Source organism: Facklamia hominis CCUG 36813, from assembly GCF_000301035.1.
Lineage (GTDB): Bacteria > Bacillota > Bacilli > Lactobacillales > Aerococcaceae > Facklamia > Facklamia hominis.
Genome location: NZ_JH932292.1, coordinates 63,861 through 77,843, shown reverse-complemented (window position 1 = coordinate 77,843; position 13,983 = coordinate 63,861). Strand labels below are relative to the sequence as shown.

Sequence of the window (13,983 nt, the reverse complement as noted above, 5' to 3'; positions counted from 1 at the left end):
TCACCCAATCATATGATTAGAGAAATAAAGCCAATAAGATCGATTGCAATATTTCAATGATTGTAATAAAGAAAGAACTAGCTAAATAAGCTAATGCAAATGATGCCATCAAAGCTAGATAAACATCCAAATTCACATATCTTGGGTGAAGGATTTTTCGCCAATCGATTTTGCTCATTAAGTAATAAGAGATCAACAGGAATAAAAGTCGAATTAATAGCACTGCCATACCATTAAATACTGCTGACATCCAAACACCCTCTCTAGTTCTTTTACATCATAGCATAAATAAAAGCAAAGATAAAACAAAAAATAAAAATCGTCAAAGAGACTCTAGAATCTCTTTGACAATTTACCATTAATCTGTTTGAGTTTTATATTGTTGATAGTAGCGTCGATGCCCATCGATTTTTGTAAGATAAAAGTCTCCAGGCAAAACACTTGGTTCTAACAAATGCGTCTTGCCATCATTTGGTAATTTTTCTGAAAAAATCATTTCATATTCTTCAATCGACAGCTCTTGACGCTGGGCTAAGCGCTTATTTAAATCCTCTAACTTCAAAGCTTTTCGATAGTCTACTTGTAATTGACCAACAAGCAACTCAGCCACCGCACCTGATCCATAAGAGAAGAGGCCTAACTTATCTCCAGCATTTAAAGCAGTGCCATTTACTAGCAATGAAATTAAACCTAGATATAAGGATCCTGTGTAGATATTCCCAACTTGTTTACCTATTTGGATTAAATCAGGATAGACTTCTAACCAACGATTGAAAGCAAGTACAACCTTTGGATCAAGAGAGCCTTCTTTAGAGTTCAAATAATCTTGATATGCTTGTAAAGCTTTTTTCCCCATTTTAGAAAAAGGCAGATGGAAACACAGACCCTTTAAAGTGTCAAAGAGATCTAGGTGCTTATTAGCAGCCTCTTCCATTATTTTGATAAAGCACTGATTATATAACTGCGTTGAAAATTTTCCTTCTACCAAGGGATAGTCTAAATAATCCGGCCGCCAGAAATCATACTGATTATCTGTCAGACTAATTGAATCTTCTTCCAAAGCAAGGACACTCGGGTTTTTACTAATAAGCATGGCTATAGCCCCTGCTCCTTGTGTGGGTTCTCCTCCAGTAGCCAAACCGTAGCGAGCAATATCTGAAGCCACAACTAACACTTTTCGTTCAGGCCTTAACCGAACGTAATCACACGCAATTTGTAAAGCGGCTGTGGCTCCGTAGCATGCCTCTTTAATCTCGTAAGACTTAGCAAATGCATGAATTCCTAGGGATTCATGCAAGTAAGTGGCTGCCGCTTTGGAATAGTCAAAGGCCGATTCTGTCGCAAAAATCACTTGATCAATCAAGTCTTTATCTTCTTCTTGAATAATTGGATAAGCTGCATTTAGCCCCATACTTACAATATCGATTGTTGCATCTGTCACAGCCATCTTTTCCTGACCAATTCCGATTAAATACTTATTTGGGTCTACCCCCCTTGCCTCAGCTAATAATCCCATATCTACATATTTGGGAGGAAGGTAGAAATGAATTCGATCAATCCCTACTTTTGTTTTCAATAAAAAACCTCCTTCAGTTAATCTTCGCTTATATTATCAGATGAATATCGGATTTTGTCTAGCAATTCTTTTGCTCGACTCAACTGATAATTATTTTCTTGAACTAATTGTTGAGATAAAAGTCCCACTTCAGATCCAACAGCTCCCGCTTGCATAGCTAAAGACCGTGCTTGTAAAGGCATGTGTCCTTTTTGAATTCCGTCTGTCACTAAGGCCCTTAATGCCGCAAAATTTTGCGCTAAGCCAACTGCAGCGATTATTTCTGCCAATTCTTTAGCTCGAGGATGTCCCAACAGAGCTAATGACCATTGGGCCTGTGGATGGCTAGATAAGCTCCCACCAACTGTTGCAACTTGCAAAGGAATCCGCATTGTTCCCTTAAGTTCAGATTGATTTTCTTTTAAAACCCATTGACTCAATCCGCGATAACAGCCTGACCGACTTGCAAATGCATGAACGCCCGCTTCAACAGCTCGCCAATCATTTCCAGTTGCCATTAGAACCGCATCAACGCCATTCATAATTCCTTTATTATGGGTTACAGCACGATAAACATCTACTTGAGCATAATCACTAAGTTCAACAATCGCTTGAGCAATATTACGAGCTTTCATCGAATCCTTAGACAATCGATTTATTGGAATTGAGGCTGAAACATCTACATAAGAATCAGGAGAATAATTCGATAAAATAGCCGTTAACAATTTTCCCTGACAAGCTTCAACAATTTGAGGCGCTAGTGTCTCTAAGCATGAATTAATTGAGTTGGCGCCCATAGCGTCCACGGGATCAAAGCTTAAGCAAAAGCAAACGCAATCCGTTCCTTGGTCTTCTTTAATATACAAATCAAGTGGTCCTCCACCATAAGAAACAATATCCCGACTTACTTCCCTTGCATAATTTAGCCACTGTGAACGATAGAGTTTTAATAATTCTTTAGCACGATCTAAGGTTACCTGCATAACAATAATCTGTCCAATTAAGTGTCTATTAACAATGCGACTCTCGATATTTCCTAATAATTTAGCACCATTACTAGCAGCTGCAATGACCGATGGTTCTTCAATAGCCATTGGAATCACATACGGACTGTCATTGATTTCAAAATGAAGCGCCACTCCTAAAGGCAAATGATAATTAAAAAGATAATTTTCAATCATTTGATCCGCATTCAATTCCGGCAAAACAACGGGGATTGGAATATCCTTTTTCTGATAATCTTTAATCAGTTTTCGCCTAATACTTAACTCTTTTTTATAAAAACCGTGCCACAATCTAACTGCCCCCTTGATTATAAATTAAACAAGTCCTATATAGTATAAAAGAGGTTGTAGCAAAATGCTACAACCTCCCATACTCATATTCATCATTCTCTATAAAATTATTTAGTTCCAAAGATTCGATCGCCAGCATCTCCTAAACCAGGTAAGATATAAGAGTTTTCATCAAGCTTTTCATCCAAGGCCGCTGTATAAATATCAACCATTGGAAAAGCTTCTTGAACCACTTTAACACCTTCTGGAGCAGCAACTAAGCAGACAAAAGTAATTTGATGAGGATCCACACCATATTTTTCAGTCAATAGTGTTAATGCCGCTACCGATGATCCACCAGTTGCTAGCATAGGATCCACTACAAATACTCGTCTTTCATCAATATCTTGAGGAAGCTTAGCAAAATACTCAACAATTCTTAGCGTTTCATGTTCACGGTAGAGTCCAATATGCCCAATTCTTGCAGCAGGAATCAAACGATTAATCCCATCGACCATCCCCAACCCTGCTCTTAAAATTGGAACAATTGCTAATTTTTTACCAGCAATTTGTTTTTGAGTTGTTTTTATTAAAGGTGTTTCAATTTCAACATCTTCAAGCGGTAAATCACGTGTAATTTCATAAGCCATCAACATGGCGATTTCTTCGGTCACCTCACGGAAAACCTTTGTAGAAGTGTTTTTATTTCGAATAATCGTTAACTTGTGTTGAATTAATGGATGGTCTACTACCGTAAATTTTGCCAAAATAATTCCTCCTATAATAATAAATTAGTTTTGATAAGCATTAAAAGGTTTTCCGGCAACAATAGAGATAGCTTCCTCACGCAATGCAGGTAATTCAGATTCATCCGCTTTTAAGGCACGAATAATAAGATCTGCAATATGTCTAGCCTCGTCTTCTTTCAAGCCACGAGTAGTTATAGCAGGTGTACCCACACGGATTCCAGAAGTTTGAACGAAGGAACGTTGATCATTAGGAATAGAGTTCTTATTAACTGTGATTGCCACTTTTTCTAAACGTTCTTGAGCCCATTTACCAGACACATCTAGCGCATTTAAATCAAGTAAAAATACATGATTTTCTGTCCCACCAGAAATAACCCTTAATTCACTATTCTTAAATACTTCCGCCATAGCAGCTGCATTTTTAATAATTTGTTGTGCATAATCTTTAAAGGAAGGATCTAAAACCTCACCCAGAGCAACTGCTTTACCTGCAATCACATGCTCAAGCGGTCCGCCTTGAATTCCTGGGAAAATAGCACTATTTAATTTTTTAGCATATTCCTCGTGAGCTGTCAAGATCATTCCACCTCTTGGACCCCTTAAAGTCTTATGAGTCGTGGTAGTCACAACATCAGCAACGGGTACTGGGTTTGGATGCAGGCCAGCTGCAACGAGTCCTGCAATATGCGCCATATCAACCATGAATATAGCACCAACTTCTTTAGCGACTTTACTAATTCGTTCAAAATCAATGATTTTAGAATAGGCAGAAGCACCCGCAATAATCATTTTAGGTTTTTCAGAACGGGCGATTTCTTCAAGTTGTGCATAATTTAATTGTTCGTTCTCATCCAATCCGTAAGCAAGCATTGTATAGGACTGACCTGAGAAGTTTGCTGGAGAACCATGAGTTAAATGTCCACCTTGGGAAAGATCCATCCCTAATACTTTATCTCCAGGTTGTAAAAAGGCACGATAAACAGCCAAGTTAGCAGAAGAACCAGAGTGTGGTTGAACGTTCGCATAAACCGCACCAAAAATTTCTTTAGCTCGATCAATTGCTAACTGTTCAATTTGGTCAACGAATTCACAACCACCATAATAGCGTTTACCAGGATAGCCTTCAGCATATTTATTTGAAAGAATTGACCCTTGAGCTTTTTGAACATCTTCTGAAATGTAGTTTTCAGAAGCGATTAGTTCAATCCCATCCAATTGGCGTTTTCTTTCCTTTTCAATCAAATCAAATACAACTTTATTGTTTTGTGACATAGCGTCATACCTCCCGTTGAAATCATAATTCTTTATGGATGAATTATAGCACACTTGTTGACGCTTTCAAAGCTCTATTTGTAAAGGCTTTCGATTTTTTATCATTTTCTAATGATTGGAGGTAAATATAGTCTGCAGGGCTGTCTTCTAACTGTCGAAGCCCATCATATAAATGCCGAGTCGCATAAGCGGTATCCCCTTTTTCTCCTAAAGAATAGATCTTAACCACCTTCGGATGATTCACTAATTGCAGACCCAAATCATCTTGAACCATCAAAGCAATCTTACCCTTTGCTTGATCAAGTAGTTCTTGCCATTTTCTTAAATCATAATTAGCTGAGATCAAATAAACAGGTTGTTTAGGAGCATAATGGCGATATTTCACCCCAGGAGACGCCACTTCTTGATTTTCCAACTGCTGCTGAGTAGATAAAACTCGAACCTCTACTTTGAGTATCTGTTCAATCTGGCTTGCTTCAATAATTCCAGGTCTTAGGATATCCACATGACCATTATGAGGGTATACCACGGTTGACTCCACACCAATTTGAGTTAACCGACTATCCGCTGCAACAACACCGGCTATCTTACCATTAAAGTCATGTAAAACATGGTTAAGTTGAGTTGGGCTTGGTTTACCAGACAAATTAGCAGATGGTCCTACTAGTGGAACCCCTACTCGTTCTAATAGTTCCAGACAAAGTGAATTATTAGGCATTCGAACAGCGACAGTTTGTTTCCCACCTGTCACTTTAGGCGCTACTTTCCCTTTTTTTACAGGCAAAATAATCGTTAAAGGTCCTGGCCAAAAATGATCCATCAAAGATTGAGCTAAGGGAGATATTTCTTCAACAATGTCTGCAACTTGTGCTTGACTATATACATGCACAATTAAAGGATTATCCGAAGGGCGTCCTTTGACCTCATAGACTTGGCTAACCACATCTTGTTGATCACAACGTGCACCCAGCCCATAAACTGTTTCGGTTGGAAAAGCGACCAAGGCACCCTCTTGCAATAATTTAGCTGCTTGATCTAATTCTTGCTGGTTAAAAATTTTAGTTTCCATGATTCCTCCTAAGCTTTTCTAAGCATTAAATAACGGTCGTTTCCTGATAGATCTTGCTCAATCCACACTGTATCATTGGGAAAATGCTGGTTAAATAATTGAAGCATCTTTTCTCCTTGGCGAAAGCCAAACTCAAAGACAGCTAATGATGATCGTTTCATATGAGCATCTAGCTTGCCAGCTAATAGCTTATATAAGTTCATCCCATCATCCCCTGCATAAAGAGCCTGACTGGGTTCAAAGCGCTTTACAGACTCATCCATATAATCCATCTCTTCATAGCCAATATAGGGTAAATTAGCTAGAATCAGGTCAAAAGTTTGGTCCTTTTCGATCTTATCCAATAGGTTAGAGCATCTAAAATGAATTTCTATCTGACGTTCTTTGGCATTAATTTTAGCCACTTCGATCGCTTCTGGTGAAATATCAACAGCCCAAACTTGATCTTTCGGACGTGTCATCTTCATATTGATCGCAATGATTCCAGAACCAGTTCCAATATCCAAAACTTGAGCAGTTGATTGATTGCTAAGATAGGCAACTCCTCTTTGAATCAATCCCTGAGTTTCTTCACGAGGAATCAGAGTAGCAGGGGTTACTCGATAGTATTGCCCCATAAAATAGGCTTTCCCCGTAATATATTGAATGGGTTCATGTCCCACAATGCGCCTCAAGGCTAGTTTATAGTCTGCCACCATAGTATTTGAAATAGGCTGATGGAGCATCTTGACTAAGTGGGTTAAATCCCATTCAAAAAGTTCCATCCAATAATATCTGGCAAGATCTGGATCTATTCCATGTTTATGTAAAAAAAATGAAGCCTGAACCAAGGCTTCATTTAAAGTCCTATTTTCTTTATTCATGACCGTTCAGTTCCTCCAATTTTTGAGCTTGGTCATATAGAACAAGGGCATTAATAATTTCATCCAAATTGCCTTGCATAATAGAATCCAATTGTTGAATAGTTAAACCTATGCGATGATCAGTCACACGATTTTGAGGATAATTATAAGTTCTAATACGTTCCGAACGATCCCCTGTTCCGACCGCTAATTTACGTTTACTATCAAACGCCTCTTGTCTTTCAGATTGCAATTCATCATAAACCCGTGTTCTTAACACTTTCATAGCCTTTTCTCGGTTTTTTAATTGTGATCGTTCATCCTGCATAGCAACAACAATTCCAGTTGGAATATGTGTCATACGAACAGCTGAAGCCGTCTTATTAACGTGTTGTCCACCTGCCCCAGAAGCATGATAAATATCAACACGGATATCATTTTCGTCTAAATCGAAATCAAGCTCTTCTTGCTCTGGCATAACAACAACCGTTGCTGTCGAAGTATGTACTCGTCCCTGCGATTCAGTTTCAGGAACCCTTTGAACTCGGTGAGCCCCATTTTCGAACTTCAACTGAGAGTATACCTTTTGCCCCGTAATCATCAAAGTTACTTCCTTGTAACCGCCAATTCCTGTAATATTGGCACTCAACACTTCAACTTTCCATCCTTGGTTTTCAGCATAACGAGTATACATATTCAATAGATCACCCGCAAATAACTGCGCTTCATCTCCACCAGCAGCTCCACGAATTTCCATAATGATATTCTTTCCATCATTAGGATCTTCTGGAATCATCATTAGCCTAATTTCTTCTTCTAGTTGTTCCCGATCAGCTTTTAAACTAGCTAATTCTTCTTTCGCAAGATCTGCCATCTCGGGATCGAGGCTTCCACCTAGCATCTCTTCTGTATCCTCTAATTCTTGGATAACTTGTTTGTATTTTTTGATCTTCTCAACCTTAGGTCTCAAATCTGCTTCTTCAATCGATAACTTTCGCAACCGATCAGAATCGTTGATGACATCTGGATCACTCATCAACTCAATGATTTCATCAAATCGAAATATTAATTGATCTAACTGTTCAAACATCTCTTCACTCCTATCTCTTAATCGATAATTATTTACTTTAAAGGGCTCCTGGATTTCGATAGCACCGCCGACAAACTGGTAAGTAGGATTCATTACCACCGATTTGAATTTGTTCACCTTGATACACTGGCTTACCTTCATGAAATCTCAAGTTCATTGTTGCTTTCTTATGGCAAAACCAACAGATGGTCTTTATTTCTTCAATCTTGTCAGCATAGATTAACAAATATTTAGAACCTTCAAATAGCTCATTTGAAAAATCATTTTTTAGTCCAAAAGCCATGACGGGAATATTTAAATCATCCACCACTCGAGCTAATTCGATAATATGATGTTTCTTTAGAAATTGGGCTTCATCAATAAGAATACAGAAAAGTGTTTCTTGATCCGCTGCTTTAGCAATCATTTCAAAAAGATTATCAGTATCATGAACAGGAACTGCTTCTCTTTCAAAACCTGCTCTTGACGAAATAATTCCTGCACCAGATCGATCATCAACAGCGGAAGTATATATTTTTACCGCCTTATTCTGTTCCTCATAGTTATGAGCAACTTTAATAATTTCGATGGATTTTCCTGAATTCATCGCCCCATATTTAAAGTAAAATTGAGCCACGACCAATAATTCCCCTTTTCTACTTACTAACCTATTAATCATAATTTAAATTATAGTATTGGTCAAGTTTGAATCCCATTATGAATCAGCCTTACCAAGTGTTAATCCTATCATTTTTATTAAACTAGCATATTTGTGAATCCTTAATTATTTTAATGATAAAAGACGCTTTAATTTAATGAAAACTACTGCTAAAATATACTTTGATGAAAAACAAAAGAGGTGAGCCCATGCTATTTAGGAGTGAGCTGGCAAAGTTTGTCGGCAAAGGTAGTTTATGGTTTTTAAAAAAATTTACTAAAGGAGGGTCTTCCTTACCTGGGAAATTAGCCCTAAAAATCGACCCAGAAATATTAACTCATTTAAGTCAAAATTATACCCTAGTAGTAATCACAGGGACTAATGGCAAAACATTAACCACTGCTCTTGCTACTGCCGCTATGAGTGATCATTGTCCCAACGTCATCAGTAACCCAACCGGATCAAATATGCAACAAGGAATTGTATCAACCTTTCTAGCTGCTCCAAAAATTAAGACAGGTCAAAAAGGAATCGCCTTGTTGGAAATTGACGAGGGATCTTTAAAGAATATTACAAATCATGTTCAACCAGATTATTTTGTCTTTACGAATGTTTTCCGTGATCAATTAGATCGTTTTGGTGAAACTCATACCATTTACCAATTATTAAAAGATGCAGCTCTTGCTGCTCCGGGTGCCACTTTAATTCTTAATGGTGACTTACCCATCTTCAACGATCCAAGCCTTCCCAATCCTAAAGTCTTCTATGGGTTTAATCATCAGAAAGATCAAGACGTTGAGGCACATTATAATACGGATGGTTTATTATGCCCTCAATGTGACCACCTACTTAAGTATAAGTCAATTACTTACGCCAACCTTGGTAAATACTACTGTCCCCATTGTGGATTTAAACGTCCTCAACTGAGCTACCAAGTCAATCAAATAAATAAACTTACACTAGATTCAACCGAATTCTCTATCAATAACATTATCTTTGATCTTCCAGTCGCAGGTCTATATAACATTTATAATGCTCTAGCTGCCTATTCCCTACTTAAAGAATTAGGGTTATCGGATCAAGCCATCCAGAATTCTTTTAAGAAAACGAAAAGAGTATTTGGTCGTCAAGAAAAAATAAAGATAGCTGACAAAACAGTTCTGCTCAACTTAGTAAAAAACCCAGTAGGACTTAATCAAGTTCTCGATATTTTATCATTAGACAAAAAACCATTTACACTTGCTTGTCTTCTTAACAATGATTATGCAGATGGTATCGATGTCTCTTGGATTTGGGACGCTAATTGGGAGAAAGCACTAAACTTTCCAATTGAAGAAATCTATACTGGGGGAAGTCGTAAAGATGATATGACTCAGCGACTCGTAGTGGCAGGTTTTAGAGAGAACATCATTCAAAGTATCGAAAGCAATGATGAACTGATCGAAAAAATAACAAATGCCCCAACTGACCATGTCCACATCCTTACTACTTATACTGCCATGCTACAATTAAGACAAAGCCTGGTTGAACACGGGTATTTAAAATAGGAGGTCTCCAAATGACACAGCTAAGAATCTGTCATTTATATGGCAATTTGTTAAATACTTATGGTGACAATGGTAATCTGCTCTTACTACAATATACCGCTAAACAAAAAGGTCTCGATGTCACCACTCAAATGGTTTCGCTTGACCAGTCGTTTGACCCACAGAGTTATGATTTAGTTTTTTTTGGAGGGGGCCAAGACTACGAGCAAAAAGTGATCGCTCAACAAATCCACCATATTCATGATGATCTACAAAACTACATTGAAAATAATGGCGTTGTATTAGCCATATGTGGTGGTTATCAATTACTCGGTCATTATTATGTCAATGCTAAGGGCGAAAAAATACCTGGTCTAGGAATCTTGGATCACTATACGGTCAGACAAAAGAATAGCCGTTTTACAGGAGATATAGAAATCTATTCCGACTTCTTCCAACGGAAGCTACATGGTTTTGAAAATCATAACGGTGTTACTTACTTAGGACCTAAAGCTAATGCTTTAGGAAAAGTTATTAAAGGCTTTGGAAACAACAATGAAGATCAAACGGAAGGAGTTCAATACAAGAACGTCTTCTGTAGCTATTTACACGGTCCTCTTTTAGTGAAAAATCCTTGGCTCGCTGAAGCTTTGGTCGATTTAGCGCTTAAAAAATAAAAATGATTTTTGAAGAATCTTCAAAGATTAACTTATATTCCATCGATAAACTCAATTTTTATAACACGTATTATACTGATGATCAGCTTACAACCATAGGCAAGCCCTATAAATATCATCATTCGAATCTAAAGAAGGTTGCAACCCTGGGTACAACCTTCTTTAACTATATACAGAAAAATCAACGTTGCCAATTTGATTTAATAGCATATAAACAGTATAATTAATATTAATTCTAAATAAGGAGGATGTTATGGCTACACTACTTAAATTAAAAGACTACAGTGTCTCAATTCCAGAGAGAAGACTTTTTAAACCTATTAACTTTGAGCTTCAATCCGATCAAATTGTCTCGATCAAAGGACCTTCCGGATCCGGTAAATCAACCCTACTAAAATCTCTGGTCCAACTTAATACAGGTGACATTATCATTGATGGCCACTGCTATTATTTGGATAAAGAAGTTAACCAATATCCCCCAGTTCAATTGCGGCAATCTATCTCCTATGTTAGTCAAAATCCTCAATTGTTTGGAGAATCTGTTTATGATAATCTAGCCTTTCCTTTTAGAATTCGCCAAAAAAAATTTGATGCAGAAAAAGCCTCTCAATTTTTAATACAACTTGGATTAACTAAGGACCAACTTCATGCAGAAATTCATGACCTTTCTGGTGGTGAACGACAAAGAGTGGGGTTAATACGTCATCTTTTCTTTCCACCTCAAATTTTACTTTTAGATGAAGTCACTGCTGCTCTGGATGAAGAAAATCGAGGAAAACTTTGGCAATTGCTCATGAATTTTAAAAATCAGACACAATGTAGTATGTTAATCGTCTCGCATTCAAACGAAGATCATCAATACAGTGACCATACCGTCACACTTGAAACCTTTGATAATTAGAAAGGAGATATTATGAGTCAAAATCTACAGGTTACCCCATTAGCTTTAATCTTAAGTTTCTCGATTGTTATTATTGCTTACATTATTTCTAAAAAAAATAATCTTGACTTAACAAAAGATATTACAATTGCTGTTATCCGAGTCATCATTCAGCTGCTAGCTGTTGGGTATATTCTAGACACAGTTTTTCAAATTAACAATTTATATATCACACTGGCTTCCATTACCATCATTATTTTTAATGCTTCTTGGAATGCAGCTGGACACGGAAAATCCATCCCTCATCCATTTTTAATCGCTTTATTCTCCATTAGCGTTTCCATGATTATCGTTTTAATGATTCTTATACTATCCAAAAGCTTACAGTTCATTCCTAGTCAAGTTATCCCCATTGCAGGTATGATTGCTGGTCAAGCAATGATGGGCGTTTCCCTCATTTTTTCCAATCTCAATCAAACATTCATAGATCAATCCAAAGAGATCATTGAGATGTTAGCTCTAGGTGCCACACCAACACAGGCTAGTCAAACAGTAAAAAAAATGGCCATCAAGAATGGTATGCTTCCCAGCATTGATAGTATTAAAACAACTGGGATTGTTACACTTCCAGGTATGATGTCAGGCTTAATCTTAGCGGGAATTAATCCAATTCAAGCGATCATGTATCAAATAATGATTTCCTTCATTGTAATAGGAACTATTTCCATAACTACTTTCTTATCCAGTAGCTTGGCCTGTCGGTCATACTTCAATGAACGCTATCAATTAATCCTAAAATAAAGAAGACTGTGAAATCTATTTTAGTTCTAAAAAAAATATGTACTTGAGTTACTAGGCTTATATTTTATTTCTGAATCATCAAACACTGCTTTTCTCAAAATAGGCGTTATTCTTTTTTACTTATCAAGACTTATCAAACGTCACAATTTACATACAATTATATTGTTAAGATATTTTTATATCCATAAAAAGCCTCGTCAGCAAAATACTGACGAGGCTTTCTTTAAATTGTATATTAATGTCCAGAAATATTTTCTGCATTTGTTTCTGGTAAAAAGAAGGATAAAACTGTTCCTATCGCAATCAACACAATAATCACTAAGAAGGCTTGTTGATAGCCATGATGTCCCGGTTGATTATCAATAATATTCGCCATTACTGAAGGAGCAACCGCTGATCCCAAATAACCAATAGTATTAACAACGGCAGAGGAAATCCCAGCAAAGCGTGGGTCATTCGTTTCATTCGCAATCGTCCAACATAAAACAAAGGCTGACATCACAAATCCTAAGACAAACATTAATACCATCAATAATGAAATAGGTAACTTAACGTATACAAATACCACCCATGCTACTAAAGTTAATAGCATAAAAACAATAATCGGAAGCTTACGTTTCTTTAAAGAATCCGAAACCGTTCCAATCACTAAACCAGCTACAAGGGCACCAACTGTCGCTATCATCAAGTAAGCTGAAGCTTGACTTAATTCAACTTGGTAAAACTCTTGGATAAAGGCTGATCCAAAAGCCCCAAACAATACAATATAACCCGTATACAAGCCAAGAAAGACAAAGGCAGCTAACCATGTATTTCGATTACTTAAGACAGATTTTAATCCTTGAGAAACTTTTACAGGCTGGCGGTTAACCACACGTCCTTCTAATTCAGCCATGCTTGGCAAACCAACATCACTTGGTTTTTCTTTAACTAGTAGTGCTACTAATAAGACAAAAATCGCAGTGATCACACCGAGCGCAATAAAAGTCATTCTCCAACCTAAGGCTTCGGACAGCCATACCAATGGTGTTTGAGCACACAAAGCACCCAAATTAGCTGCAATTCCTGTTACACCAATCATAAATGCTTGTTTACTTGAAGGGAACCAAGTGCTTTGAATTTTAATTAATCCAATAAAGATTGTCGACACTCCAAGTCCCACCATTGCTCTAGCTAAATAGGTCATTGTTATGGTCGAAGAAAATCCAAATAATAAGGACCCAATGGCAGTAATACTAGTGAAAAATAAAATAATCCGTTTTGGACCAAACTTATCGGTCAAAATACCTGCTGGCAATTGCATCAATAAATAGGGATAAAAGAAAAACGATGTAACCAAAGCAAACTCTTGAGTATTGGCATTGAAAGTCTCCTGAATTGGACCTTTTAAAACGCCAGGGCTATTTCTATGAAACGCTACAAACAAATAGATAACAGCCAAAATAGTATAAGACTGCCATGCATAGCGCTTCATTTTTGAACGTTGTTCATTTGTAATTTGGGAACGTTCATGTGTCATATTATCACTCCTTAACTTTTTTTTGACTCATAAAATATAACTGTTTTCTAAGAAAAAAGCAAGAATAATAAAAGAGAGGGCATGAAATATTC

At 37.1% G+C, this 13,983-nt stretch carries 14 protein-coding genes; 4 read left to right on the top strand and 10 right to left on the bottom strand.

Translation table 11 applies throughout. The features are described from left to right. Nucleotides 1-16 precede the first annotated feature (16 nt). The 9 genes from HMPREF9706_RS00445 to HMPREF9706_RS00405 all read right to left on the bottom strand — a co-directional run bounded on the left by HMPREF9706_RS00445 (nucleotide 17) and on the right by HMPREF9706_RS00405 (nucleotide 8,467). Nucleotides 17-250, bottom strand: a complete 234-nt coding sequence (locus HMPREF9706_RS00445; RefSeq protein WP_006907364.1) for a DUF1146 family protein — start codon at nucleotides 248-250, stop codon at nucleotides 17-19. 108 nt (nucleotides 251-358) lie between these two features. After that, the gene (locus tag HMPREF9706_RS00440; RefSeq protein WP_006907363.1) at nucleotides 359-1,576 is read right to left on the bottom strand and encodes a hydroxymethylglutaryl-CoA synthase; all 1,218 of its coding nucleotides are present in this window, start codon (nucleotides 1,574-1,576) and stop codon (nucleotides 359-361) included. 17 nt (nucleotides 1,577-1,593) lie between these two features. Next, on the bottom strand, nucleotides 1,594-2,850 hold the full coding sequence (locus tag HMPREF9706_RS00435) for a hydroxymethylglutaryl-CoA reductase, degradative (protein WP_006907362.1): 1,257 nt from the start codon (nucleotides 2,848-2,850) through the stop codon (nucleotides 1,594-1,596). A gap of 107 nt (nucleotides 2,851-2,957) precedes the next feature. After that, on the bottom strand, nucleotides 2,958-3,596 hold the full coding sequence (gene upp, locus HMPREF9706_RS00430; protein WP_006907361.1) for a uracil phosphoribosyltransferase: 639 nt from the start codon (nucleotides 3,594-3,596) through the stop codon (nucleotides 2,958-2,960). A gap of 24 nt (nucleotides 3,597-3,620) precedes the next feature. Next, a complete protein-coding gene (glyA, locus tag HMPREF9706_RS00425) occupies nucleotides 3,621-4,850 on the bottom strand; it encodes a serine hydroxymethyltransferase (protein ID WP_006907360.1) in 1,230 nt (409 codons plus the stop codon). A 43-nt stretch (nucleotides 4,851-4,893) separates the two neighbouring features. After that, nucleotides 4,894-5,919: an L-threonylcarbamoyladenylate synthase gene (locus tag HMPREF9706_RS00420; RefSeq protein ID WP_006907359.1), complete on the bottom strand. Its 1,026-nt coding sequence runs from the start codon at nucleotides 5,917-5,919 to the stop codon at nucleotides 4,894-4,896. A gap of 8 nt (nucleotides 5,920-5,927) precedes the next feature. Continuing rightward, nucleotides 5,928-6,782, bottom strand: coding sequence for a peptide chain release factor N(5)-glutamine methyltransferase (gene prmC / locus HMPREF9706_RS00415; RefSeq protein ID WP_006907358.1), 855 nt, complete (start codon nucleotides 6,780-6,782; stop codon nucleotides 5,928-5,930). Continuing rightward, nucleotides 6,775-7,851, bottom strand: coding sequence for a peptide chain release factor 1 (gene prfA, locus HMPREF9706_RS00410; protein WP_006907357.1), 1,077 nt, complete (start codon nucleotides 7,849-7,851; stop codon nucleotides 6,775-6,777). Before prfA ends, prmC begins: the two co-directional genes overlap by 8 nt. Before the next feature lie 37 nt (nucleotides 7,852-7,888). Further along, nucleotides 7,889-8,467, bottom strand: coding sequence for a thymidine kinase (locus HMPREF9706_RS00405; protein ID WP_006907356.1), 579 nt, complete (start codon nucleotides 8,465-8,467; stop codon nucleotides 7,889-7,891). Nucleotides 8,468-8,697: 230 nt separating this feature from the next. Here HMPREF9706_RS00405 and HMPREF9706_RS00400 point away from each other — a divergent pair, with 230 nt between their 5' ends. From HMPREF9706_RS00400 to HMPREF9706_RS00385, 4 genes are all read left to right on the top strand, one after another. Beyond that, on the top strand, nucleotides 8,698-10,035 hold the full coding sequence (locus HMPREF9706_RS00400; RefSeq protein ID WP_006907355.1) for a Mur ligase family protein: 1,338 nt from the start codon (nucleotides 8,698-8,700) through the stop codon (nucleotides 10,033-10,035). Between the two features lie 11 nt (nucleotides 10,036-10,046). Continuing rightward, a complete protein-coding gene (locus tag HMPREF9706_RS00395) occupies nucleotides 10,047-10,691 on the top strand; it encodes a type 1 glutamine amidotransferase (RefSeq protein WP_006907354.1) in 645 nt (214 codons plus the stop codon). 253 nt (nucleotides 10,692-10,944) lie between these two features. Continuing rightward, nucleotides 10,945-11,592: an ABC transporter ATP-binding protein gene (locus HMPREF9706_RS00390; RefSeq protein WP_006907353.1), complete on the top strand. Its 648-nt coding sequence runs from the start codon at nucleotides 10,945-10,947 to the stop codon at nucleotides 11,590-11,592. Nucleotides 11,593-11,604: 12 nt separating this feature from the next. Further along, nucleotides 11,605-12,372, top strand: coding sequence for an ABC transporter permease (locus HMPREF9706_RS00385; protein WP_006907352.1), 768 nt, complete (start codon nucleotides 11,605-11,607; stop codon nucleotides 12,370-12,372). Nucleotides 12,373-12,607: 235 nt separating this feature from the next. Here HMPREF9706_RS00385 and HMPREF9706_RS00380 read toward each other — a convergent pair whose 3' ends face one another. Next, entirely contained in the window at nucleotides 12,608-13,891 is a 1,284-nt protein-coding gene (locus tag HMPREF9706_RS00380) for an MFS transporter (protein ID WP_006907351.1), read from the bottom strand. Between the last annotated feature and the right edge of the window lie 92 nt (nucleotides 13,892-13,983).

Excerpts from the sequence above, each read along its gene's own strand:
- prfA (WP_006907357.1), bottom strand. The coding sequence starts at position 7,851 with ATGTTTGAACAGTTAGATCAATTAATATTTCGATTTGATGAAATCATT.
- HMPREF9706_RS00420 (WP_006907359.1), bottom strand. The coding sequence starts at position 5,919 with ATGGAAACTAAAATTTTTAACCAGCAAGAATTAGATCAAGCAGCTAAA.
- HMPREF9706_RS00400 (WP_006907355.1), top strand. The coding sequence starts at position 8,698 with ATGCTATTTAGGAGTGAGCTGGCAAAGTTTGTCGGCAAAGGTAGTTTA.
- HMPREF9706_RS00445 (WP_006907364.1), bottom strand. The coding sequence starts at position 250 with ATGTCAGCAGTATTTAATGGTATGGCAGTGCTATTAATTCGACTTTTA.
- glyA (WP_006907360.1), bottom strand. The coding sequence starts at position 4,850 with ATGTCACAAAACAATAAAGTTGTATTTGATTTGATTGAAAAGGAAAGA.
- HMPREF9706_RS00395 (WP_006907354.1), top strand. The coding sequence starts at position 10,047 with ATGACACAGCTAAGAATCTGTCATTTATATGGCAATTTGTTAAATACT.
- HMPREF9706_RS00390 (WP_006907353.1), top strand. The coding sequence starts at position 10,945 with ATGGCTACACTACTTAAATTAAAAGACTACAGTGTCTCAATTCCAGAG.
- prmC (WP_006907358.1), bottom strand. The coding sequence starts at position 6,782 with ATGAATAAAGAAAATAGGACTTTAAATGAAGCCTTGGTTCAGGCTTCA.
- HMPREF9706_RS00385 (WP_006907352.1), top strand. The coding sequence starts at position 11,605 with ATGAGTCAAAATCTACAGGTTACCCCATTAGCTTTAATCTTAAGTTTC.
- HMPREF9706_RS00380 (WP_006907351.1), bottom strand. The coding sequence starts at position 13,891 with ATGACACATGAACGTTCCCAAATTACAAATGAACAACGTTCAAAAATG.